Source organism: Ramlibacter pallidus, from assembly GCF_015070875.1.
In the GTDB taxonomy this organism is placed as follows: domain Bacteria; phylum Pseudomonadota; class Gammaproteobacteria; order Burkholderiales; family Burkholderiaceae_C; genus Ramlibacter; species Ramlibacter pallidus.
On record NZ_JADDIV010000003.1, the window covers coordinates 127,645 to 149,523 of the forward strand.

The following is a 21,879-nucleotide window of genomic DNA, read 5'->3' on the forward strand; positions in this document are numbered from 1 at the left end:
ACGCACAATACGCCCATGCCGCAAAAGAGACCCGCACGCAGCGACCAGACCCCGGCCGGCCGGCTGGAGGAGGCGCGCCTGCAGTCGGTGCTGGGTTACCAGCTCGCGCAGGCGGCCATCGTCACCCACGACGTCTTCGCGGTGCACGCCGGCAAGCCGCTGGACCTGCGCCCGGTGGAGTACACGGTGCTGACCCTCATCGCCGAGAACCCGGGCGGCTCGCTGGCGCGGCTGGCGCGCGCCCTCGCCGTGACGGCACCCAACATCACGGTGATGGTCGACCGCCTGGAGCAGCGCGGCCTGGTGGCGCGCGAGCAGAGCGCCGAGGACCGGCGCAGCCAGGTGCTGCACACCACGGCCAAGGGTGCCGACCTGGTGCGCAAGGCGACCGAGCGGATCATCGAGGCGGAGAAGGCGACGCTGCCGCTGTCCGTGGGCGAACGCGCCATGCTGCTGGAGCTGCTGCACAAGGTGGCCTGCGCGCGCGCGGCGCGCTGACGCTCAGCCCGTGTCGGCGGGCGACGTGGACGAGAGCGTCTGCACCAGGTGCGTGAGCCGGTGCGCGGCCTCCGCCGGTCCCCAGCGCCGCTGCCAGCGCAGCAGGTCGACGAAGGCATTCCCGCCGAGCGCCCGCACGGCGATCTTCACGCTTTCGTAGAGGGCGTCGTCCAGTTCGCCTTCGACGCAACGCACGGCCATGAAGGGCACGTTGCCGAGGCCGGGCGTGGCCTTGACCAGGCGCAGCAAGTCGTACATGCGGCCTTCGTCGAAGTGGCAGCCGCACACCACCAGCTGCGGCGCCGGCTGCAAGGCCAGGCGCGCCTGGTCGAGCGTGGTCGCCCGCACCAGGTCGAAACCGGTCACGAGCGTGTCCCGGAACGCATTGAAGCCTTCGGGAGTGTCTGCGACGAGAACGCGGGGCGGGGACATGTGCCGAACAGTGTAATGACATGACACTGCCGCGCCCAGCCGCGGAGACAAACTTCACACGGCTGCTACGCCTGTTGCCTAAGCACGCAACGGAAGAGGCAAGTCGCAGGCCTGCCCCAGCAGCAGGCGTGCCGGTAGTCCCATGCCTACCCACCCCACCTCGGCCGGACGACAGCCAGGGCGCCGCGTGATGCCTAAACAGGAGGGAGTGCAACGGATCAAGGAGAAAAACGAGATGCATACCGCCATTTGCGCCTTCGAAGACAAGGACCGCGCCGACCAGGCCGTGGACAGCCTGGTGCGGGCCGGCTTCGCGCGCCATGACGTCCACGTCGAACACCCGCAAGCCACCGCGGAAGGCCGTGGCACCACCCGCGGCGGCCTCTCCGGCCCGCCGGGGGACGACCGGGGCGTGCTCTCGTCCTTCGGCCACTTCTTCGCCAGCCTGCTGGGCCGCGACGACCCGTCCGGCCACGTGGACACCTATTCGCAGCACATCGAGCGCGGCGGCTACGTGGTGGTCGTCGATGCGGACAACCCGGCCGAAGCCCAGCGGGCCCGCACGCTGCTGCAGGAGCTGCAGGCGGGTGACCTGGACGTGCTGGACCGGCCGGGCCAGCGGCCGTTGCGCGAGATCGTCAGCGGCGAAGGCCTCGCCGGCATGGTGACGCGCAGCCGCGAGGCCTATGAAGCCGGCACCAACCCGATCGAGCGCGAACGCGCCATGGCTTCGTCGTCGGCCGATCGCCTTTCCGCGCGCACCGGCCCCGAGCTGCGCGACCCCGACCTGGGCCACGCGCCCGGCCTGCGCTATGCCGACAAGGACAAGCCCGTCTGAGGAGACTGCGATGCACACCGCCATCTGTACTTTCGAGAACGCCGCCGAGGCGGACCGCGCCGTCGAGCGCCTGCTGCAATCCGGCTTTGCCCGCGAGGACGTGCACATGGAGCACCGCCACGCGGACGGCTCCCCGGTGCAGGGCTACGAGGACGGCAGCGCCGCCGGCATCGGATCGAACCAGGAGCCGCTGATGCACGGCGAACCGGCCGCGGCCGGACAGGCCAACGACAACTGGGACGGCCAGGAGCGCGAGGTCGCCTTCGACCCGAAGCTGGTGCGCCGCCTGGGCAACTTCTTCGAACGCCTGTTCGGCCACGACGAAGGCGCGCGCGACCGCGTTGCCGCCTACAACAGCGCGGTGGACCGGGGGCACCTGGTCGTCATGGTCGATGCGGGCAGCGACGAGGAAGCCGAGCGCGCCCAGTCCATCCTGCACGGCATGAACCCGGCCGACGTCAGCCTGTTCCAGCGCGTGGGCCAGCGCCCGCTGCGCGAGCTGATCGCCGAGCACCAGGCGAGCGAGATGGAACAGCGCTTCGGCACGGCCCGCGCCGGCATGGCCCCGAGCCACAACCGGGACGTGCGGCGCGAAGGCGAGTTCCCCCGCGAGCGTGAGAGGGAAGGGGAGCGAGCGATGGCGTCTCAGGGGTGGGGCGAGCAGCGGCGGCTGGACCTCGTCGACGACGATGTGCCGATCGCGTCGCCGGACATCCGCAGCCGTGGCGACGTGGACGACAAGCCTCGCTGATCGACGATCCACTCACCACCCTCCCTCACCCCCGCCCGCCCCCTCATCCCCGCGAAGGCGGGGACCCAGGGCTTCCCAGAAAGGGCCGCGAAAGCGGCCCTCTCCCTTTGCTAGGCCCCACCCCCCGTCTCATGGAAAATGCCCGGACTCCTCCAGCCTTCCCCCACTGAGCCCTTCATGCCCCTGAAATTCGCCTCCCGCCTGGACAACGTCGAAACCTCCGCCATCCGCGAGCTGTTCAAGCTCCTGGGCAAGCCCGGCATCATCTCCTTCGCCGGCGGCTTTCCCGACAGCGCCATGTTCGACGTCGAGGGCCTTCGCGAGGCGTCCCAGAAGGCCCTGGCCGAAGAACCCGGCGGCGCCCTCCAGTACGGCGCCACCGAAGGCTACGAACCCCTGCGCACCCAGCTCGCCGCCTTCGAGCGCAGCAAGGGCGTGACGGACATCGAGCCGCAGAACCTGATCGTCACCACCGGCAGCCAGCAGGCGCTGGACCTCCTGGGCAAGACGATGATCAGCCCCGGCGACAAGGTCATCGTGGAAGGCCCGACCTTCCTGGCCACCATCCAGTGCTTCCGCCTTTATGGCGCCGACCTCGTGAGCGCGCCCATCGACGCCAACGGCGTGCAGGTCGACAAGCTGGAACAGCTGATCGCCGAACACAGGCCCAAGTTCGTCTACCTGATCCCCACCTTCGGCAACCCCAGCGGCGCGCTGCTGTCGCTGGAGCGGCGCAAGAAGATCCTGGAACTGGCCGTGAAGTACCAGGTGCTGGTCGTCGAAGACGACCCCTACGGCGACCTGTACTTCGGCGAGGCGCCGCCCCCGAGCATGCTGGCGCTCTCCAAGGACGTGCCGGGCAGCCGCGAGTGGATCGCCCACTGTGGCTCCATGAGCAAGGTGCTCAGCCCCGGCCTGCGCGTGGGTTGGTTGATCGCGCAGCCCGAGCTGCTGGCCAAGTCGACGATGTGCAAGCAGTTCAGCGACGCGCACACCAGCACCTTCGCGCAGGCGACGGCAGCGCAGTACCTGAAGAGCGGGCGCATGCCGGCGACGCTGGACAACGTGCGGAAGAAGTATGCGGAGCGTGCGGACGCGATGGCGCAGGCGCTGACGCGCGAGCTGGGCGATGCGATCGAGTTCACCGCGCCGAAGGGTGGGCTGTTCTTCTGGGCGCGGCTGACGGGCGCGGGTGGGAAGGTGAAGGACGCCAGCGAATTCGCGAAGCGGGCGATCGAGCAGGGGGTGGCGTTTGTGCCGGGGGCGCCGTTTTATGCGAACAACCCTGATAACTCTTCATTCCGGTTGAGCTTTGCGACGGCGGACGTCGGCAAGATCATCGAAGGATCGAAGCGACTCGGAGCGGCAATCTAGTTGCGGCGGGGCAGGTAGCCATGGAAGAGAGCTGAAATGCTGGACGTCATCCTCCCCTTCCTCCACTCCCTCTCCGGCCCTCCCGCCTACGCTCTCCTCTTCGCCCTCCTTTTCGCCTGCGGCACCGGCGCCCCCATCAACGAGGACATCCTCCTCCTTGCCGCAGCTGCCCTGACGCTCCAAGGCGTCTTCGACCCCATCCCGCTGATCGTCGTCTCCTGGTTCGGCCTCATCGCAGGTGACGCCGTCACCTTTGCCCTCGGCCACCGCTACGGCGCTCGCATGCTGCGCAAACCCTGGGCCGCGCGCATCGTCCCGCCCGCCCGGCTGGAGTCGCTTCAAGGCACCATGCTTCGCTACGGTCCTGCGTACATCTTCGTGGTGCGCTTCCTCCCCGGCATCCGCACCATGCTGTTCTTCGCGGCCGGGTCGCTGAAGACGCGCTACCGTCACTTCTTCGTCTACGACGGTCTGGCCGCGGCGATCGAGCTGCCGCTGCTGGTCTACGGCGTGCGCTACATCGGCGGGCGCTGGCAGGAGATCACGGGCTGGGTGAAGGGCTCGGGCACCGTGCTGACGATTGCGCTGGTGGTGGCACTCGTCGCCGCCTTCATCTACAGCCGCATGCGCCGCGCCAAGCCGGCCAAGCCCGCGCCATGAGTGCCGCTACCCCGCTGCCCGCACAGGGCCGCCCGCGCGACGAGGTGCTGGCCGACCTGCAGCGCTTCGCCGCCGACGACCCCGACTACAAGGCCGGCCGGCTGTGGAGCCTGGTGTACTGGCTGGACGAGGCCCACGACGACTTCCTAGGCGATGCGTACCAGGCCTTCTCGTCGGCCAACGGGCTGAACCCCACCGCCTTCAAGAGCCTCAAGCGGCTGGAGACGGAGATCATCGCCACCGTCGCTGGCCTGCTGCACGGGACGCCGGAGGTGTGCGGCATCGTCACCTCGGGCGGCACCGAAAGTTGCCTGCTGGCCGTCAAGACCTACCGCGACCTGGCGCGCGCCACGCGCGGCGTGAAGCGGCCGGAGATGGTGTTGCCCGTCACGGCACACGTGGCATGGTTCAAGGCGGCCGAGTACTTCAACGTGCGCGTGCGGCTGCTGCCGCTGGACGCCGGCCTGCGGCCGGACCTGCGCAAGCTGCCGCGCCTGATCAACCGCAACACGGTCATGCTCCTGGGCTCCGCGCCCGAGTACCCGCACGGCACGATCGACCCGATCGAGGCGATGGGCCGCATTGCGCAGGACAAGGGCGTGCCGCTGCACGTCGACGCCTGCGTGGGCGGCTTCATCCTGCCCTTCGTGGAGATGAACGGCCGGCCGCTGCCCACCTGGGACTACCGCGTGCCGGGCGTCACCTCGATCTCGGCCGACATCCACAAGTACGGCTTCGCGGCCAAGGGCGCCTCCACCATCACCTACCGCAACCTCGACCTGCTGAAGCACCAGCTGTTCGTCTACGAGGATTGGCCGGGCGGCGTCTTCGCGTCGGCGGGCATCCTCGGCACGCGGCCGGGCGGCGCCTATGCGGCGGCGTGGGCGGCGATGCAGCATTTCGGCGAAGCGGGCTACCGCGACCTCGCGCGCCGCACGATGGAAGCCTTCGACCGCATGCGCGATGCGATCACCGCGGCGCCGGAGCTGTACGTGATGGGCGAGCCCAGCGGCCCGCTGCTGGCGTACGGCTCGCGCGATCCGCAGGTGAACATCTTCGCCGTGGGAGACCAGCTCGATGCGAAGGGCTGGACGGTGAACCGGCTGCAGAAGCCGGACGGCCTGCACGCGATGATCACGGCGGGGCACCTGGGCGTGGTCGAGGATTACCTGCGCGACCTGCGTGAAGCCGTTGCCACCGTGAAGGCGAACCCTGCGCTGGCGAAGGAAGGCAGCGCCGCCACCTACGGGATGATGGCGCACGTCCCGCTGCGCGGCATGGTGCGCGAGAAGGTCCGCGACCTGTTCGTGCAGATGTACAAGGCCGGCGGCGGCGAGGTCGACCTGCACGCCGCGCCGCCGCCGCAGGGCAGAGTGGATGCCCTGCTGGAGAAGGCGGCGCGGTGGTATGTGGAGCGCAAGCAGCGGCGGGGCTGACGACGCCTCCGTCATTCCCGCGAAGGCGGGAACCCAGCGCTCCCGTGTTCCTGTCCACGCGATACGATCTACGCCGGAGAACGCATGAACCATCCATCCGGCGCCGAGCCCCGCTCCGTCGCCCTCTACTGGGATTTCGAGAACCTGCACGCCAGCCTCGCTGAGGCGCGCGAGCCGGGCGTGTACGGGCCGGGGAACCGCTTCAAGCTGCAGGAACCGCTGGTGGAAGTGGACACCGTCGTGAAGCTGGCCGCGACCTTCGGCCCCATCGCCATCCACCGTGCCTTCTGCAACTGGCAATTCTTCGCCCGCTACCGCGAAGCACTGATGCAGAACGCCATCGACCTGGTGCAATTGTTCCCGCCGGGCGGCGCGGCGAAGAACGGGGCGGACATCCGCCTGTGCCTGGATGCGATGGAGGACATCGGGCGCTTTCCCCACATCGGCACCGTCGTCATCGTCAGCGGCGACAGCGACTACATGCCGGTCGCGCAGAAGATCAAGGCGGCCGGTCGCCGGCTGGTCGGCGTGGGCACGCGCGCGGCGACCAACAAGCATTGGGCCGGCAGCTGCGACGAGTTCCGGTACTACGAGGACATCGTCGCGCCGGCGTGACCGCGGCGGCGCGAGCGAGCGAGGAGTGCAGATGCGGTTCAGCGGCAAGCTTCACAAGTTCGACGAGGCGCGCGGATTCGGTGTCATCCGGCCGGATGGCGGGGGCGACGATCTCCTGGTGCACCGGTCCGCGTTGCCGACGCCACGGCCGGCGTTGCAGGACGCCCTGACCTTCGAAGTGGCGCTCGACGCCAAGGGGCGGAAGCGGGCCACCGAGGTGCAGCTGCCGCAGGTCGCACCGCGGGCGGCCGCGGTGCCGGACCGGCGCAACGAGCCCCTGCAGATTCCCGAACTCCCTCGCGAACGGCGCCGGAACGTCAATCTCACCGTGGTCCGCATCGTCTCCGTGCTGGTCACGGTGGGCCTGCTCTGGGCCCTCGGCAGCTGCATGTCGCGCGACCTCGATCGCAAGCGGCCGGGCGCGCGCAAGCAATCGATGCCGGCATTGGAGCATCCACCTGGGCATGCGGCCTCCAGGCGCCCGGCAGCGTCCTGAAGTGCCGCGCTGCTGCCGTCACACCGGCAGCAGCCGCAGCAGCTCGCGGTTGGTCACCTCCGGCGCCTCGTAGGGCACCCAGTGCCCGGCATCGGGCACCACCACCAGCTCCTCGAACGTCGGCGCAGCCTCCAGCAGGGCGCGCAGTTCGTCCATCTTGTCCCGGTACAGCGCGTCCTGCTCCGCGTAGATCGCGGACAGCGGGCAGCGGATCGCCGGCAGCGTCTGCAGCAGCAGGTCGGTCAATGCGAGCTTGCGCCGGTGCATGCGATCGCGCGGCACGTTGGCTGCCTGGATCGCCATCGCGAGGTCGTCGATGGCCTCGTCGCGGTACAGCATCAGGGTGGCCAGGTTGCTGCGGTGGGCGGCCAGCTTCTCCGCCTCCGTGGGCGCGTCGCGCCAGGAGGTGAGGGGCAGGCGGCGGCTGCGCAAGCCGAGGCCCGGCGCGCCGACGAGCACCAGTCGCTGCACGCGCTCCGGCTGCGCGGCCGCGATCAGGGCGCCGCAGAGGCCGCCGAAGGAGAAGCCGGCGATGTCGACGGGCGCATCGCCGCACATCTGCCGCATGCCGTCGGCGACCGCAGGTGCCACGGAGTCCACATCCTGCCCGCCCGGCGGCCGCGCCGAGTCACCGAAGCCGGGCAGGTCCGGCACCACCACCCAGCGGCCGGCCTCGGCCAGCGCATCCACGTTGCGGATCCAGTGCGTCCAGCTGCCGCTGCCGCCGTGCAGCAGCACCAGCGGCGGGTCGGCGCGGTCGCCCCAGGTGTGCCAGACCAGGTCGCCGTCGCCGCAGGGGGTGGTGTGGCGGGTCGCCCGCGAAAGGACGCGCAGCGCCGGGGCCGGAAGATCGGATCGCAGGGACGAGGAAGCATCGGACATGCGGCATTGTCCTTCCGGATGGCGCGACCGCCACGCCCCGCGCGCTATGCTGCGCATGGCCGCGAGATCGTTCGGCGGCGACAGCGTACAGGGGAGTGCAATGCAGATTCAGGCAGCCTGCAGGGGGATCGCCACGGCGGGCGCGCTGGTCGCTGCCGCGCCGTGTTCGGCCCTGACCTTGGCGCAAGGAGCGGAGAACGTGCTCTATTTCGAGCACGCCCGCCTGAGTTCGGAGAGTTGCGAGTCGCGGGGCTTCCGCACCTCCGCCGCTTACCGCGCCTGGCGAGACGAGAACGACGCCGGGTACCGTGCGTCCATCCAGGCGATCCGTGCGGAGGCCGAGGCGCGCGGGGTGCGCGGCAAGGCGCAGGACGACCTGCTCGCCGCCGCCATGGAGAACCAGGCCCGCCTGGCCGGAGACCATATCGCGCGCCGGCCGGTCGATTGCGGCAACTTCGCGAAGGTGCTGCGCATGTATTCGGACCTGATGCGCAAATGACGCGAAGCAACGTTCCGGGCCGGCGGCCTCTGTCCGCGAAGACCCGGCTCTACATCTTCCTCGGCGTAGGCTTCCCATGCCTCGCCTGGATGAAGTACCTGAGTCCGGGTCCGTCGTCCGGCAAGTGGGGCGCGATCGAACGGCTGCTCATGCAGATGCTGGGGAGGGAAGGTGTATTGCTGGCCCTCGTCGCCATCGGCGTGCTGTTCCTCTCGCTGGCGCTGCCGGACGTATTGGCGCGGTTCAAGCGCAAGGACTGATCACAACACGTCGTTCAGCAGGTACGCCGCGTTGTCCTTCACCTTGTGCATCCACCCGCGCTTCTTCCACTGCTCCAGCTTCACCTCGTTGGCGCGCTGCACGTACTTCTCGAAGATCGCGTCGAACTTCCCGGCGATGCCCTGGTCCAGGATGCCCAGCGTGATCTCGTCGTTGGTGTCGAAGGAGCGGTCGTCGAAGTTGGTCGAGCCCACCGCGCTCCAGCAGCCGTCCACCGTCATCACCTTCTGGTGCAGCAGCGTGTGCGGGTACTCGAAGAGGCGCACGCCGCCTTCCAGCAGCCGCTCGAAGTGGTAGTGGCCGGCGTGCTGCACCATCGGCGCGTCGGATCCGCTGGTGGCCGGCATCAGCACCCGGACGTCCACGCCCCGCTTCACGGCCGCCGTCATCGCATCGATCGCTTCCCACTTGGGGATGAAGTAGGGGTTCTGGATCCAGAGCTTCTTCTTCGCCAGGCACAGCACCGTGTGGTGCAGCAGCTTGACGGCCGGCGCGGAGTTCTCCGGCTTCAGGAAGGCGGCGTGGATCGGGATGTCGCCCACCTTGTGCAGCACCGGGAAGTAGTCGTCGCCGATGAAGACCTCGCCGGTCTCGCCGATCCAGTTCTCGCTGAAGGCCGCCTGGATGCTGTGCACGATGGGGCCGTGCAGCCAGACGCTGACGTCCGACCAGTGCGTGTGGTCCTCGGCGTTCCCCAGCCATTCGTCGGTGATGCAGTGGCCACCGACGAAAGCTTCCTTGCCGTCCAGCACGCACAGCTTGCGGTGGTCGCGGTCGTTCAGCACGCCGATCGTGTAGAGCGAATGCTTGTGGAAGAACTTCACCTTGCAGCCGGCCTCGCGCATGAAGGCGAGCTGCTCCTTCTCCACCTTCTTGGAGCCTTGGGCGTCCAGCAGGATGCGCACCGTCACGCCGGCCTTGGCGCGCTCGATGAACGCGTTGGCCAGCCGCGTGCCCAGCGCGCCCGGCTTCCACAGGAAGGTCTCGAAGTGCACGGACTTCTGCGCCGCGCCGATGCGCTCGATCAGCACGTCGTAGAAGTGGCCGTTCTCGAGCACGTCGACGGTGTTGCCTTCGACGGAGGTGCTGAGGCTCAGCCCCGACAGCGAGGGCATCAGTTCGTCGATGCCGCACTTGGCCTCCACCTGCAGGATGGGGCTGCGGTGCCGCCGGATCGACCAGATCACCAGCGTCAGCACGACGACCAGCGCCAGCGACAGCCACATCCAGAGGGGGTTGCTCATCTTGGTGTTCTTGTTGAGGTTATGGAAGATTATTGGCACAGCCGTGGGTGCACGGGGGCCGGTTTGGCCCGGCGGCGCCTCCGACAAAGCCGCAGCCCGCCGCAGGCGCCGTCCGGCAAGAGCGAGCGCGCGGCGCCCACCGGCGGGTGATTCGGGCGGGGCCCGTCGCACCAGCGCAGGCGTAGACTGCGGCAGCTTCCACGCTGCCGCCCATGACGACGACCTCCACGCCCCGCTACAGCGCCCAGGCGCTCAACACCTTCGCCCGCGGCCTGCTCACAGCCGTGGGCATGCCCGGCGACAAGGCGCAGGCCGTCGCGGACATCCTCGGCGAAGGCGACCTGCTCGGCCACACCACGCACGGGCTGCAGCTGCTGCCGTCGTACCTGAAGGAGGTGGAGTCCGGCTCCATGCGCGTGGACGGCGCCCCGGAGGTGATCCACGAGGCGCCGGCGGCGCTGACCTGGAATGGGCGCCGCCTGCCCGGGCCGTGGCTGGTGCTCGAAGCGATGAAGGCGGCCACGGCCAAGGCGAAGCAGTACGGCACCGGCACGGTGGTGATCCGCCAGAGCCACCACATTGCGTGCCTGGCGGCGTTCCACGAGCGCGCGACGGCGCAGGGCCTCATGCTCATCCTGGCGTCTTCGGACGCGAACTCGGCGAGCGTGGCGCCCTATGGCGGGCTCGACCCGGTGTTCACGCCGAACCCGATCTCGGTGGGCATCCCCACCAGCGGCAAGCCGATCGTGACGGACATCTCGACCTCCGCCACCACGAACGGCCTCACCAACCGGTTGCACGCGGAAGGCGGGAAGCTGCCGGCGCCATGGCTGATCGACGGACAGGGGCAGCCGTCCGATGACCCGGCGGTGCTGTTCCGGGAGCCGAAGGGCACGATCCTGCCGCTGGGCGGGCTCGACTCCGGGCACAAGGGCTACGGCCTGTCGCTGACGGTGGAGGCGCTCACCGGCGGCCTGGCGGGCTTCGGCCGCGCGGACCCGAAGCAGGGCTGGGGCGCCACGGTGTTCCTGCAGGTGATCGACCCGGCGGCGTTCGCGGGCACGACGGACTTCGTGCGGCAGATGGACGAGGTCGCGCGGCAGTGCCGTGCCTCGCGTCCGGCGCAGCCGGGCAAGGGCGTGCGCCTGCCGGGCGAGAAGGGCTACCGGCTGGCGGACCAGCAGCGCGAGCGCGGGGTCACGCTGCATCTGGGGATCATGGACGCGTTGCAGCCCTGGGCGGAGAAGCTGAAGGTGAGCGTTCCCGTCGCCACGTAGCCGTCATTCCCGCGGAGGCGGGAACCCAGGGCGCCCTGGGTCCCCGCCTCCGCGGGGACGACGGTCTCTCCTGGATCAAGCAGCGATCGGCCGCCGCCCCCTCAGCAGCCGCAACAACGGCGGCAGGAACCACACCAGCAACGTCGCCACGGCCAGCCCGGCCGCGATCGGCCGCATGAAGAACGCGGTGAGGTCGCCGTTGGACTTGATCATCGAGGTGATGAAGTTCTCCTCCAGCATGCCGCCCAGCACCACGCCCAGGATCGCCGGGGCGATCGGGAAGCGGTTGGCTTCCAGCACGTAGGCGACCACGCCCGCGGCCAGCATGATGCCGACGTCGAAGATCGAGTTGTTGATGGCGAAGGTGCCCACCAGGCAGAACAGCAGGATCAGCGGCATCAGCACGTTGCGCGGCACCTGCAGGATGCGCTTGGCAACCTTGATGCACAGCAGCCCCAGCGGCACCATCACCAGGTTGGCGAGGATGAACAGCAGGAACACCGCGTAGATGTTCTGCGGGTTGGTGGTGAAGAGCGTCGGCCCCGGGTTCATGTTCTTCATGTACAGCACGCCGATCACGATGGCCGTGATCGAGTCGCCGGGGATGCCGAACACCAGCGCGGGGATCCAGGCGCCGGCCAGCGCGCTGTTGTTGGCGGCGCCCGACTCGACGATGCCCTCGACGTGCCCGGTGCCGAACTTCTGCGGCTCCTTCGAGAACTTCTTGCTCATGGCATAGGACATCCAGGCGGCGATGTCCGCGCCGGCGCCGGGCAAGGCGCCGACCGCCGTGCCCAGCGTGCTGCCACGCAGGATCTGCACCGGGTAGCGTTTGGCCAGCTGCCACTGGCCCTTCAGCACGTTGCCGACCTTCTCCACCACCAGTTCGGCCGGCGGGCTGGTGTCCACCACGTAGCGGATCACCTCCGAGATCGCGAACATGCCGATCATCATCGGGATCATGCCGATGCCGCCCATCAGCTCCGCGTTGCCGAGCGTGAAGCGCGGATGGCCGGCTGGATTGCCGAGGCCCACGCAGGCGACCAGCAGGCCGAGCAGCAGCGTGACCAGGCCCTTCAGCGGCTTGTCGGCCGTGATGAAGATCGCGCAGGTCAGTCCCAGCAGCACCAGCCAGAAGTATTCGAACGAGCTGAAGTTGAGGGCGAACTCCGCCAGCGTGGGCGCCGCGAGGATCAGCACCACCGTGCCGAACAGGCCACCGACGGCGGAGAACACCAGCCCGGCACCGAGCGCCGTCTCGGCCTGGCCCTTGCGCGTCATGGCGTAGGCTTCGTCGGTGTAGGCGGCCGAAGCCGGCGTGCCGGGAATGCGCAGCAGGCAGCCCGGGATGTCGCCGGAGAAGATCGCCATCGCCGTGGCCGTCACCATGGCCGCGATCGCCGGGATCGGCGGCATGAAGAACGTGACGGGCACGAGGAGCGCCGTCGCCATCGTGGCCGTCAGCCCAGGCACGGCGCCGACGAACAGCCCGAACAGCGCGGCGCCGACGATGGCCATCAAGGTCACCGGCTCGAACACCATGCCGAAGGCCTGCAGCAGCGCGGCGCTCACCAGGCGACTCCCTGCAGCACGCCCCAGGGCAGCGGCACCTTCAGCAGCTTGTAGAAGGCGAAGTGCACCACGAGCGTCGCGACGACCGCCACAGCCAGCGCCGTGCGCGGCCGCACGCGCAGCACCAGGCACAGCGCCAGCAGGATCAGGAAGCTCGCCGGCAGGAAGCCGAGGCTGTCCGCCGCGACGATGTAGAACACGATCGACGCGAGCAGCACGGCCAGGGCCGCGACGTGGCGCGGCGAGCGCACCCAGTCGTCCCACGCCAGCCAGCCCTGCACCGCGCGCTGGCGCCAGCCGCGCACCACCAGCAGCAGGCCGGTGACGCACAGCCCCACGGCGATGAGCCCGGGGAAGAGGGCAGGCCCGACCGGCTGGCCGGGGATCTTGGGATAGCCCTGGACGGCGAACAGCACGCCGCCGCCCAGCAGGATCAGCAGCAGGCCGAAGACTGCGTCATTGAGTTTCATGGTGCTCCGTGGAGGCGGGCTGCCGGTACCCCGTCATCCCCGCGGAGGCGGGGATCCAGGGCGCCCTGGATTCCCGCCTTCGCGGGAATGACGGCTCAATGCTTGGATGACGGGTGCGGTCTTGCGCCCGCCGCATCACTTCGCGATGCCCACCGCCTTCATCGTCGCGCCCAGTTCCGCGTCCGACTTCGCCATGAACCGGCCGAATTCGTCCGGACCCGCGTAGACCACGCCGAAGCCGCGGCTGGCCATGAAGTCGGTGTACTCCTTGCTGTTGGCCACCTTCTGCACGACGGCGGCGAGGCGGTCGCGCACCGGCGCCGGGATGCCCTTGGGCGCGACGATGCCGCGCCACGCCGCCATCGTCCAGTCGCTGCCCAGCGCCGCCTTCAGCGTCGGCACGTTGGGGTACAGCGCGGCGGGCTTGTCGTTCATGATCGCCAGGCTCTTCACCTTGCCGGCGTCGATGAGCGAACGCGCTTCCGGCAGCGACACCGGCGCGATCTCGACCCCGCCCGCCACCATGTCCTGCAGGCCCGGCGCGGCGCCGTTGCTCGGCACCCAGGGCACGGCCGCCGGGTCGATCTTCTGGTCGCGCAGCAGGCCGGCCAGCGCCAGGTGCCAGATGCCGCCCTGGCCGGTGCCGGACGCCTTGAACTTGCCGGGGTTGGCCTTGATGGCGGCCAGCAGGTCCTGCACGGTCTTGTAGGGCGCGTCGGCACGCACCTGGATGCCCGCCGGGTCGGCGTTGACCAGCCCGATCGGCGTGTACGACGCGCCGGTCAGCTCGGTCAGGCCCTGCCAGTGCATCATGCCGATCTCCACCGTGGCCAGGCCGATGGTGTAGCCGTCGGGCGGCGCGGCGGCGATGGCCGCGTGGCCCACGACGCCGCTGCCGCCGGTGCGGTTGACCACGTTGACAGGCTGCCCCAGCTCCTTCTCCATCAGGCTGCCCAGGATGCGCGCGGTGGCGTCGGTGCCGCCGCCGGCGCCCCACGGCACGATCAGCGTGATCGGCCGTGCCGGATAGTTCTGCGCGGCGGCGGGAAAGGCCGTGGCGGCCAGGGCGAGGGCGGCGAAGGCGCCGGCCACCAGGCCGCGGCGGGAAGGACGGGTCATGCGCTGGTCTCCTTGGGTCGCTGTTCGTGGAGCGGGTGGTGCGACGGCGCAATCTACGCCCGCGCCCGCGCGCGCCGACCTAGGGCTAACCCAATGAGTCTTGTCCAGTTGTAGCGGCCGCGGCGCCCCTCGCGCCGCGGCCGCGCGGCTTCAGCCCTCCAGCGTGAGCAGGCGGTGGATCAGCGCGGCGTCGGCCACGCCGTTCTCCGGCAGTTCGTGGGTGCGCTGCAGCGCCGTGACGAAGCGGGCCGTCGCGGTGCCGAAGATGCCGTCGGCGCGCAGGTCGCAGCCCTGGTCGGACAGGGCCAGCTGCACCAGGCGCACGTCCAGGCCGCGCAGCAGCGGCGACTGCACGCTGAGTTCGCGCGATCCGGGCTGCGGGCCGTTGTAGCAGCCGGGCGGCAGCGCCGACAGGGACGCCGGCGAGATCTCCTGGCCGCGCACCACCAGCGGCAGCGGCAGGCCCCAGGCGTCCTGCTCGATCAGGCGCAGGAAGGCGTCCATGCGGTACACCGTCTGCCGCAGCAGGGCGTTCGGGTGCGTGCCCAGCCACTCGCGGCGCAGGCGCACGAAGCGCTGCACCCACTCGTGCTCGCCCACCTGCTGCAGCGCGCCGCCGGCACTGGCACGGTCGCGCAGCGGCGCCCAGGAGCCGTGCACCCAGCTGTCGTACACCACCGCCACGCCCAGCGGCGAACGGATGCCCAGCCGGGACGCCGCGCGCAGGGCCGGCTGCCAGTAGGTCTCGTCGAAGAAGTCGTCCTGCACGTCCCGCATCACCGGGTCGTCGGCGCAGGCGCGCAGCAGGTTGTGCAGCTTGCCGTCGGTGTCGACGGCCGCGCTGCGGGCCGCCAGCGCCGGCAGCCAGGCGCGCAAGCGGGCGCCGAAGCGGGCGCCGACGGTGGCGCAATAGCGCGCGATCAGCAGGTGCAGGTTGCCCGAGCCCAAAGTCGTCTGCGAGCGTCCATAGGTCAGCCGTCCGGTGTCGCCGGGCAGCACCGTCACCGCGCCGTACTGGCCGCGCACGCTGCCGGTCTCGAAGATGTTGACGATGGCCTTCGCCGTCTGGGCCTGGGTCGCGGGGAGCCGCAGGGTGTCGTCGGCGGCCGCCCGCTCCGGGCGCGTGAAGCGCAGCACGCACCAGCCGGGCAGGGAGGGGTCTTCACGGCAGTCGACCACGTGGTTGCCCGTGGACTCCAGGTCATGCCTGCGCTCGCTGCAGTCGCTGCACAGGACGGTCGCGCTGTAGACATCGCTCATCGCCGTCTCCCAAGAATGCCGGTTCAGGATAGGCGCGGCCCTCCTCCCCGCCATCTCCCGGAGCGCCTATGCCGAGTGGCTCTGCATAATCGGGGCGTGCAGGAACACAGCATCGCCAGCGTGCACGCGGCCTACCGCGACGGCACGCTCACCACCACGGCGCTCGTTCGCCATCACCTGGCGCGCATCGCCGCCTACGACCGCAAGGGGCCGGCGTTGCTCGCCCTGCTGCACGTGCATCCGCAGGCGCTGGACGAAGCCGCGCGGCTCGACGAAGTCTGGCGCACGGCGGGTCCCGTGGGCCCGCTGCACGGCATCCCGATCGTCCTCAAGGACAACTTCCACACGCACGACCTGCCCACCACCTGCGGCAGCACCGCGATGCGCGGCTTCCGCACGGCCGCGGACGCGACGGTCGTGCAGCGCCTGCGCGCGGCCGGCGCGCTGGTGCTGGCCAAGGCCAACCTGCAGGAGTTCGCGCGTGGCGGCGTGTCGATCAGCAGCCTGGGCGGGCAGGTGCGCAATCCCTACGACCTGGGCCGCACGGCGGGCGGCTCGAGCGGCGGCACCGCCGCCGCGGTGGCCGCGGACTTCGCGATCGCCGGCACCGGCAGCGACACGGGGCAGTCGATCCGCTCGCCGGCCTCCGCCTGCAACCTGGTCGGCGTGCGGCCCACGCGCGGGCTGGTGAGCCGCTGGGGCGTGGTGCCCAACAGCCTGACGCAGGACGAAGCCGGGCCGATCGCGCGCAACGCGCGCGACGCTGCGCTGATGCTGGACGCGATGGCCGGCTACGACCCGCGCGATCCCGTCACGGCACTCGGGCGCGGACACCGTCCGGCGAGTTTCGCGGAGGGCCTGGAGGCGAACGCGCTGCAGGGCGCCCGCATCGGCGTGCTGCAGGACCTCTGCGGCCGCGAGGCGCGGCATGCGCCGGTCAACGCCGTGATCGAAGGCGTGATCGCCACCATGCAGGCGCAGGGCGCCACCGTGCTGCGCCTCGAGCTGCCCGGGCTGGACGCGCTGCTCGCCGGCGTCAGCACGGAACGCTGGGAGGCGCGCATCGCCCTGGAGCGCTACTTCGCGGAGTTCGGCGCCGGCCAGCCGGTCTCCAGCTTCGAGCAGGTGCTGGCGGCGCGCAGCGCGCCGGCGCCGATCCAGCGGGCGCTGGACGCCGACTACGCGGTCCACGACGGCCTGCGCGACCCGGAGTACCTGCAGCGGCTGGCGCGGCGCGACACGCTGCGCGTGCGGCTGGCGGCGGCGATGGCGGAAGAGGGCCTGGACGCGCTGCTCTACCCCCTGCAGAAGATCCTGCCGGTGCCGCTCGGGCTGGACGACCAGCCGGAACGCAACGGCGCGCTGTCGCACGGCACCGGCTTTCCCGCCGTCTGCTTCCCGGGCGGCTTTTCCCCACCGACGGCGCAGGCGCCGCTGGGCGTGCCCGTCGGCGCCGAGCTGATCGGGCCGGACTTCAGCGAGGCGCGGTTGCTGGCCCTGGCCCATGCCTTCGAGCAGGCCGCACGCGTGCGGCGGCCGCCGCCGTCCACGCCGGACCTGCCCGCCGCCGCCGGGCATACTTCGGCTGCATGAAACAGAACGGATCCGGCGGCGGGCTGGTCTATTCCACGGACGCCGGGCGCATGTGCCCGACCTGCCGGCGGCCGGTGGCGCAATGCACCTGCCGGCAGGCGGTCGCGCCCGGCGCGGCGGACGGCATCGTGCGCGTCTCGCGCGAGACCAAGGGCCGCGGCGGCAAGGCCGTGACCGTGGTGCGCGGGTTGCCGGGCGGTCCCGGCCTGGACCAGGCGGGCAAGGAACTGAAGGCGGCCTGCGGCTCGGGCGGCACCGTGAAGGACGGCGTGATCGAGGTGCAGGGTGACCACGTGGAGAAGATCATGGCCTGGCTGCAGCAGCGGGGCCACAAGGTGAAACGGGCGGGCGGGTGAACCTGACATCCGTTTACGTTCGTCAGCTGAACCGTGGCGTCGCGCCGGAGTCCTACACGGCTCAACCACGACCCCTCCTAGATTCCCTGACATGACTCCGGCCCTCGCCCGGGCCCAGGCCTGGGCCGCCCAGCAACTGCGCCGCCTGCGCGACGCGGTGCGGCGCCATCCCGTGCGCGCGGCCCTCGTGCCGCCGGCCGCCGTCGTCCTCTACGTGCTGGTGCTGATCCCCTTCACGCCCAGCATCGCCGACCTGCGCAAGGCGAAGATGGAGGAGCCCTCGACGGTGCTGTCGGCCGACGGCGTGGTGCTGGCGGAGTACAAGCGCATCAACCGCGAGTGGGTGCCGCTGGACCGCATCTCCAAGCCGGTGATCGATGCGCTCATCGCCACCGAGGACCACCGGTTCTACGAGCACCACGGCATCGACTTCCGGCGCACGGCGGCCGCGGTGCTGAACACGCTGCGCGGCAAGCGCCAGGGCGGCTCCACGATCACGCAGCAGCTCGCGCGCAACCTCTATCCGGAAGAGATCGGCCGCGCCGTGTCGCTCACGCGCAAGGTGAAGGAGGCGATCACCGCGCTGAAGATCGAGGCCAGTTACTCCAAGGAAGAGATCCTGGAGACCTACCTCAACACGGTGCCCTTCCTCTACAACGCCTTCGGCATCGAGATGGCGGCGCGGACCTACTTCGACAAGCCGGCCAGCAAGCTGGACGTGCTGGAGAGCGCCACGCTGGTGGGCATGCTCAAGGGCACCAGCTACTACAACCCGGTGTCCAACCCGGACCGCGCGCGCGACCGCCGCAACATCGTGCTGGCGCAGATGGTCAAGCACGGCAAGCTCGACGCCAAGCGGGCGGAGCTGCTGGCGGCGCGGCCGCTGCGGCTGGACTTCGAGCGGCAGGACAACGTGGTGGGCATCGCGCCGCACGTGGCGCAGCACCTGCGCAAGTGGCTGATCGCCTGGGCCGACCGCGAGGACTACGACATCCATGCCGACGGCCTGGTGGTGCGCACCACGCTGGACTCGCGGCTGCAGAAGGCCGCCAATGCGGCGGTGACGAAGCAGGTCCGCCAGTTGCAGGACCTGGCGGACCGGCGCCGCCCGAAGGACCAGGAGCGCGCCTTACTGCAGGCCGGCTTCCTGGCGGTGGACCCGCGCAGCGGCCAGGTGAAGGCCTGGGTCGGCAGCGCCGACTTCACCACCGACCAGTTCGACCACGTCAACCAGGCCCGGCGCCAGCCCGGCTCCACGTTCAAGCCCTTCGTCTACGGCGCCGCCTTCATGGAAGGCTTCTCGCCGGAGGACACCTTCATCGACGAGCCGGTCGCCATCAAGGAACGCGGCAGCGCCGTGTGGAGCCCGAAGGACGGCTCGCCGCCGACGCACCTGCCCATGACGCTGCGCGACGGCCTGGCGCAGTCGCGCAACAGCATCACGGCGCAGCTGGTCGAGCGCGTCGGCGCGAAGAAGGTCGCGGACCTGGCGTTCAACCTCGGCGTGCGCGAAAGCAAGCTGGACCCGGTGCTTTCCCTGGCGCTGGGCACCAGCCCGGTGACGCTGCGCGAGATGGTGTCCGCCTATGCCACGCTGGCCAACAGCGGCCGCTACCTCGGCGAGCCGCAGCTGGTGACGCGCATCGAGGACCGCAACGGCCGCACGCTGGCGCTCTTCACGCGGCCCGAGGCGGTGGAGGCGATGCCGCGCGCCAGCGCGCTGCAGCTGGTCAACGCGATGCGCGGCGTGATCGACGAGGGCACGGGGGTGGCGATCCGCGCCCGCTACGGCCTCGAGGCCGATTTCGCCGGCAAGACCGGCACCACGCAGGACAACACGGACGGCTGGTTCATCATGGCGCACCCGCAGCTGGTGGCCGGCGCCTGGGTCGGCTTCAACGACCCGAGCATCACGATGGGCGACTGGGGGCAGGGTGCCCGCAGCGCGCTGCCCATGGTCGGCGACTTCTTCGTGCAGGCGCAGCGCCAGCGCGCCGTCGACCCGCGCGTCGAGTTCGACATCCCGCGCCCGCGGCCGGAGCCGCCGCCGCCCGCGCCGGGGCCCGACCCGGTGCAGGAGGTCGTGAACGACCTGCTGGGGCGGATCTTCCGGATGATCCAGTGAGCAGGGTGGACGACGACGAGGACGGTTCCCGTCCGCTGGCCGTGCGGCGGCAGGCCTTCGACCTCGACGAGATGGAGCGGCTGTTCCGCGACGCGCCGGCGGCCGTGGCCTGGCTCGCGGGACCGCGGCACGAGTACCGGCTGGCCAACGACGCCTACCTGCGGCTGGTGGCGCGGCCGGCCCTGGTGGGCATGACGGTGGCCGAGGCGCTGCCGGAGATCGCCGAGCAGGGCTTCGTGCGCATCCTCGACGAGGTGTATGCGAGCGGCAAGGCCTACGTCGGCACCGAGGTGCCGGTGCGGCTGCGGCGGCCGGCCGACGGGCTGCTGCAGGAGCGCATCGTCGACTTCGTGTTCCAGCCGGTGCGCGACGCGCAGGGCCGCAGCACGGGCATCTTCATCCAGGCCACGGATGCCAGCCAGCGGGTGGGGGCCCAGGCGGCGCTGCGCGAGAGCGAGGCGAAGTTCCGCGCCATCACCAACTCGATCGACCAGATGGTCTGGGCGACGCTGCCGGACGGGTTCCACGACTACTACAACGACCGGTGGTACGAGTACACGGGCGTGCCGTACGGCTCCACCGACGGCGACGCCTGGAGCGGCCTGTTCCATCCCGAGGACCAGAAGCGCGCCTGGGCGGTGTGGCGCCACAGCCTGGCCACGGGCGACACGTACCACATCGAATACCGGCTGCGGCACCGGTCGGGCCACTACCGCTGGGTGCTGGGGCGCGCACTGCCGGTGCGCGACGAGCAGGGCCGCATCGTCCGGTGGTTCGGCACCTGCACCGACATCCAGGACATCGTCGACGCGCGCGAGGTGCTGAGCCGCTCGCGCGAGGAGCTGGAGCGGCAGGTGGAACTGCGCACGCAGCAGCTGCTGCAGGCCGAGGAGAAGCTGCGCATGGCCCACAAGATGGAGGCCATCGGCCAGCTCACCGGCGGCATCGCGCACGACTTCAACAACATGCTGCAGGGCATCGTCGGCGCGCTGGACGTGATCCGCAAGCTGGAGCAGACCGGCCGCACCGCCAACATCCCGCGTTTCGTCGAGATGGCCATGAGCTCGGCGCAGCGCGCCGCCGCCATGACGCACCGCCTGCTGGCGTTCGCGCGCCAGCAGCCGCTGGCGCCGCAGGGCGTGGACCTCAACGCGCTGGTGCAGTCGCTGCGCGAGCTGGTGCGGCGCACGGCCGGCGAGTCGATCACGCTCGACGTCCAGCTGGAGGAAGGCGTCTGGCTCACGCGCTGCGACACGAACCAGCTGGAAAGCGCGATCCTGAACCTGGCGATCAACGCGCGCGATGCCATGCCGCAGGGCGGCAAGCTCACGCTGCGCACGCAGAACGTCACCCTGCCGCCGACGCAACTGGGCCCCGACGAGGTGCTGGCCGCCGGCGAGTTCGTGAAGATGACGGTGGCCGACAGCGGCACCGGCATGCCGCAGGACGTGATCGACCGCGCCTTCGACCCCTTCTTCACGACGAAACCCATCGGGCAGGGCACGGGGCTCGGCCTGTCCATGGTGTACGGCTTCGCGCGCCAGTCCGGCGGCTTCGCGACGATCGAGAGCCGGGTCGGCGAAGGCACCGCCGTCTCGCTGCTGCTGCCGCGGTGGCACGGCGAGGCCAGCGACGGCCCGGTGGTGCAACCGGTCAGCGAGATCGGGCAAAGCCGCGGCGAGACCATCGTGGTGGTGGAGGACGACGACGTGGTGCGCACGCTCGCCGCCGAAACGTTGACCGGCCTGGGCTACCGCGTGCACGTCGCCGCCAACGGCGCGGAGGGCGCGGCGCTGCTGAACGAGCTGGGCGCGGTCGACCTGCTGCTGTCCGACATCGGCCTGCCCGGCGGCTTCAGCGGCAAGCAGCTGGCGGACGCGGCCCGCGCGTCGCGCCCGGACCTCAAGGTGATCCTGATCACCGGCTATGCACAGGAGGCGATGGATGCCGACCTCCTGGCCCAGCGCATCGAGCTGCTGCGCAAGCCCGTCCTCATCGACGTCATGCTGCGCAAGGTGCAGGACGTCCTGCGGCCGCGCTAGCGCGGCGGTGCCGCGGCTATCACCTCCGTGACTCGCTCCTAGGGCACAGGAGCATTCACCG

22 protein-coding genes are annotated in these 21,879 nt (G+C 70.5%); 15 read left to right on the forward strand and 7 right to left on the reverse strand.

Annotated elements, in window-relative coordinates:
* Window positions 1–15: 15 nt before the first annotated feature.
* Window positions 16–498, forward strand: a complete 483-nt coding sequence (locus tag IM787_RS09700; RefSeq protein WP_193676473.1) for a MarR family winged helix-turn-helix transcriptional regulator — start codon at window positions 16–18, stop codon at window positions 496–498.
* A gap of 3 nt (window positions 499–501) precedes the next feature.
* Here the strand turns inward: IM787_RS09700 and IM787_RS09705 are convergent, their stop codons facing one another.
* Complete coding sequence (locus tag IM787_RS09705; protein WP_193676474.1) at window positions 502–930, reverse strand: hypothetical protein; 429 nt, start codon at window positions 928–930, stop codon at window positions 502–504.
* A gap of 235 nt (window positions 931–1,165) precedes the next feature.
* On the opposite strand from IM787_RS09705, the gene IM787_RS09710 reads away from it, so the two are divergent.
* The 7 genes from IM787_RS09710 (at window position 1,166) to IM787_RS09740 (ending at window position 7,100) form a co-directional block, all read left to right on the forward strand.
* Entirely contained in the window at window positions 1,166–1,768 is a 603-nt protein-coding gene (locus IM787_RS09710) for a hypothetical protein (protein WP_193676475.1), read from the forward strand.
* Window positions 1,769–1,778: 10 nt separating this feature from the next.
* Window positions 1,779–2,519, forward strand: coding sequence for a hypothetical protein (locus IM787_RS09715; RefSeq protein WP_193676476.1), 741 nt, complete (start codon window positions 1,779–1,781; stop codon window positions 2,517–2,519).
* Between the two features lie 183 nt (window positions 2,520–2,702).
* A complete protein-coding gene (locus tag IM787_RS09720; protein ID WP_193677091.1) occupies window positions 2,703–3,893 on the forward strand; it encodes an aminotransferase-like domain-containing protein in 1,191 nt (396 codons plus the stop codon).
* Between the two features lie 36 nt (window positions 3,894–3,929).
* Complete coding sequence (locus IM787_RS09725) at window positions 3,930–4,553, forward strand: DedA family protein (protein WP_193676477.1); 624 nt, start codon at window positions 3,930–3,932, stop codon at window positions 4,551–4,553.
* Window positions 4,550–5,989, forward strand: coding sequence for a pyridoxal phosphate-dependent decarboxylase family protein (locus tag IM787_RS09730; protein WP_193676478.1), 1,440 nt, complete (start codon window positions 4,550–4,552; stop codon window positions 5,987–5,989). The genes IM787_RS09725 and IM787_RS09730 overlap by 4 nt, the downstream gene beginning before the upstream one ends.
* A gap of 84 nt (window positions 5,990–6,073) precedes the next feature.
* Window positions 6,074–6,604 (forward strand): NYN domain-containing protein, encoded by a 531-nt coding sequence (locus tag IM787_RS09735; RefSeq protein ID WP_193676479.1) that lies wholly within the window; start codon window positions 6,074–6,076, stop codon window positions 6,602–6,604.
* 31 nt (window positions 6,605–6,635) lie between these two features.
* Window positions 6,636–7,100, forward strand: coding sequence for a cold-shock protein (locus tag IM787_RS09740; RefSeq protein ID WP_193676480.1), 465 nt, complete (start codon window positions 6,636–6,638; stop codon window positions 7,098–7,100).
* Window positions 7,101–7,118: 18 nt separating this feature from the next.
* Here the strand turns inward: IM787_RS09740 and IM787_RS09745 are convergent, their stop codons facing one another.
* A complete protein-coding gene (locus IM787_RS09745) occupies window positions 7,119–7,982 on the reverse strand; it encodes an alpha/beta fold hydrolase (RefSeq protein WP_193676481.1) in 864 nt (287 codons plus the stop codon).
* 55 nt (window positions 7,983–8,037) lie between these two features.
* Here IM787_RS09745 and IM787_RS09750 point away from each other — a divergent pair, with 55 nt between their 5' ends.
* Window positions 8,038–8,481, forward strand: a complete 444-nt coding sequence (locus IM787_RS09750) for a hypothetical protein (RefSeq protein ID WP_193676482.1) — start codon at window positions 8,038–8,040, stop codon at window positions 8,479–8,481.
* 89 nt (window positions 8,482–8,570) lie between these two features.
* Window positions 8,571–8,741, forward strand: coding sequence for a hypothetical protein (locus IM787_RS09755; RefSeq protein WP_193676483.1), 171 nt, complete (start codon window positions 8,571–8,573; stop codon window positions 8,739–8,741).
* Here the strand turns inward: IM787_RS09755 and IM787_RS09760 are convergent, their stop codons facing one another.
* Entirely contained in the window at window positions 8,742–10,004 is a 1,263-nt protein-coding gene (locus IM787_RS09760; protein WP_193676484.1) for a phospholipase D-like domain-containing protein, read from the reverse strand.
* 212 nt (window positions 10,005–10,216) lie between these two features.
* Here IM787_RS09760 and IM787_RS09765 point away from each other — a divergent pair, with 212 nt between their 5' ends.
* Entirely contained in the window at window positions 10,217–11,281 is a 1,065-nt protein-coding gene (locus IM787_RS09765; protein WP_193676485.1) for an Ldh family oxidoreductase, read from the forward strand.
* Between the two features lie 75 nt (window positions 11,282–11,356).
* Here IM787_RS09765 and IM787_RS09770 read toward each other — a convergent pair whose 3' ends face one another.
* The 4 genes from IM787_RS09770 to IM787_RS09785 form a co-directional block, all read right to left on the reverse strand.
* Window positions 11,357–12,853 carry a tripartite tricarboxylate transporter permease gene (locus tag IM787_RS09770; protein WP_354004388.1) on the reverse strand — a complete coding sequence of 499 codons (1,497 nt, stop codon included), beginning with the start codon at window positions 12,851–12,853 and terminating at the stop codon, window positions 11,357–11,359.
* Window positions 12,850–13,323 carry a tripartite tricarboxylate transporter TctB family protein gene (locus IM787_RS09775; protein WP_193676486.1) on the reverse strand — a complete coding sequence of 158 codons (474 nt, stop codon included), beginning with the start codon at window positions 13,321–13,323 and terminating at the stop codon, window positions 12,850–12,852. Before IM787_RS09775 ends, IM787_RS09770 begins: the two co-directional genes overlap by 4 nt.
* Before the next feature lie 135 nt (window positions 13,324–13,458).
* Window positions 13,459–14,442: a tripartite tricarboxylate transporter substrate binding protein gene (locus IM787_RS09780; RefSeq protein WP_193676487.1), complete on the reverse strand. Its 984-nt coding sequence runs from the start codon at window positions 14,440–14,442 to the stop codon at window positions 13,459–13,461.
* 150 nt (window positions 14,443–14,592) lie between these two features.
* The gene (locus tag IM787_RS09785) at window positions 14,593–15,702 is read right to left on the reverse strand and encodes a chitosanase (protein WP_193676488.1); all 1,110 of its coding nucleotides are present in this window, start codon (window positions 15,700–15,702) and stop codon (window positions 14,593–14,595) included.
* Window positions 15,703–15,798: 96 nt separating this feature from the next.
* Here IM787_RS09785 and IM787_RS09790 point away from each other — a divergent pair, with 96 nt between their 5' ends.
* The 4 genes from IM787_RS09790 to IM787_RS09805 all read left to right on the forward strand — a co-directional run bounded on the left by IM787_RS09790 (window position 15,799) and on the right by IM787_RS09805 (window position 21,818).
* Entirely contained in the window at window positions 15,799–17,295 is a 1,497-nt protein-coding gene (locus IM787_RS09790; protein ID WP_354004389.1) for an amidase, read from the forward strand.
* Entirely contained in the window at window positions 17,292–17,651 is a 360-nt protein-coding gene (locus tag IM787_RS09795; RefSeq protein WP_193676490.1) for a translation initiation factor Sui1, read from the forward strand. The genes IM787_RS09790 and IM787_RS09795 overlap by 4 nt, the downstream gene beginning before the upstream one ends.
* Window positions 17,652–17,742: 91 nt before the next feature.
* Complete coding sequence (locus IM787_RS09800) at window positions 17,743–19,776, forward strand: penicillin-binding protein 1A (RefSeq protein WP_193676491.1); 2,034 nt, start codon at window positions 17,743–17,745, stop codon at window positions 19,774–19,776.
* On the forward strand, window positions 19,773–21,818 hold the full coding sequence (locus IM787_RS09805) for a hybrid sensor histidine kinase/response regulator (protein ID WP_193676492.1): 2,046 nt from the start codon (window positions 19,773–19,775) through the stop codon (window positions 21,816–21,818). Before IM787_RS09800 ends, IM787_RS09805 begins: the two co-directional genes overlap by 4 nt.
* Window positions 21,819–21,879 lie beyond the last annotated feature (61 nt).

Excerpts from the sequence above, each read along its gene's own strand:
- IM787_RS09760 (WP_193676484.1), bottom strand. The coding sequence starts at position 10,004 with ATGAGCAACCCCCTCTGGATGTGGCTGTCGCTGGCGCTGGTCGTCGTG.
- IM787_RS09735 (WP_193676479.1), top strand. The coding sequence starts at position 6,074 with ATGAACCATCCATCCGGCGCCGAGCCCCGCTCCGTCGCCCTCTACTGG.
- IM787_RS09780 (WP_193676487.1), bottom strand. The coding sequence starts at position 14,442 with ATGACCCGTCCTTCCCGCCGCGGCCTGGTGGCCGGCGCCTTCGCCGCC.
- IM787_RS09785 (WP_193676488.1), bottom strand. The coding sequence starts at position 15,702 with ATGAGCGATGTCTACAGCGCGACCGTCCTGTGCAGCGACTGCAGCGAG.
- IM787_RS09705 (WP_193676474.1), bottom strand. The coding sequence starts at position 930 with ATGTCCCCGCCCCGCGTTCTCGTCGCAGACACTCCCGAAGGCTTCAAT.
- IM787_RS09730 (WP_193676478.1), top strand. The coding sequence starts at position 4,550 with ATGAGTGCCGCTACCCCGCTGCCCGCACAGGGCCGCCCGCGCGACGAG.
- IM787_RS09800 (WP_193676491.1), top strand. The coding sequence starts at position 17,743 with ATGACTCCGGCCCTCGCCCGGGCCCAGGCCTGGGCCGCCCAGCAACTG.
- IM787_RS09710 (WP_193676475.1), top strand. The coding sequence starts at position 1,166 with ATGCATACCGCCATTTGCGCCTTCGAAGACAAGGACCGCGCCGACCAG.
- IM787_RS09745 (WP_193676481.1), bottom strand. The coding sequence starts at position 7,982 with ATGTCCGATGCTTCCTCGTCCCTGCGATCCGATCTTCCGGCCCCGGCG.
- IM787_RS09775 (WP_193676486.1), bottom strand. The coding sequence starts at position 13,323 with ATGAAACTCAATGACGCAGTCTTCGGCCTGCTGCTGATCCTGCTGGGC.
- IM787_RS09725 (WP_193676477.1), top strand. The coding sequence starts at position 3,930 with ATGCTGGACGTCATCCTCCCCTTCCTCCACTCCCTCTCCGGCCCTCCC.
- IM787_RS09715 (WP_193676476.1), top strand. The coding sequence starts at position 1,779 with ATGCACACCGCCATCTGTACTTTCGAGAACGCCGCCGAGGCGGACCGC.
- IM787_RS09765 (WP_193676485.1), top strand. The coding sequence starts at position 10,217 with ATGACGACGACCTCCACGCCCCGCTACAGCGCCCAGGCGCTCAACACC.
- IM787_RS09755 (WP_193676483.1), top strand. The coding sequence starts at position 8,571 with ATGAAGTACCTGAGTCCGGGTCCGTCGTCCGGCAAGTGGGGCGCGATC.
- IM787_RS09740 (WP_193676480.1), top strand. The coding sequence starts at position 6,636 with ATGCGGTTCAGCGGCAAGCTTCACAAGTTCGACGAGGCGCGCGGATTC.
- IM787_RS09750 (WP_193676482.1), top strand. The coding sequence starts at position 8,038 with ATGGCCGCGAGATCGTTCGGCGGCGACAGCGTACAGGGGAGTGCAATG.
- IM787_RS09795 (WP_193676490.1), top strand. The coding sequence starts at position 17,292 with ATGAAACAGAACGGATCCGGCGGCGGGCTGGTCTATTCCACGGACGCC.
- IM787_RS09700 (WP_193676473.1), top strand. The coding sequence starts at position 16 with ATGCCGCAAAAGAGACCCGCACGCAGCGACCAGACCCCGGCCGGCCGG.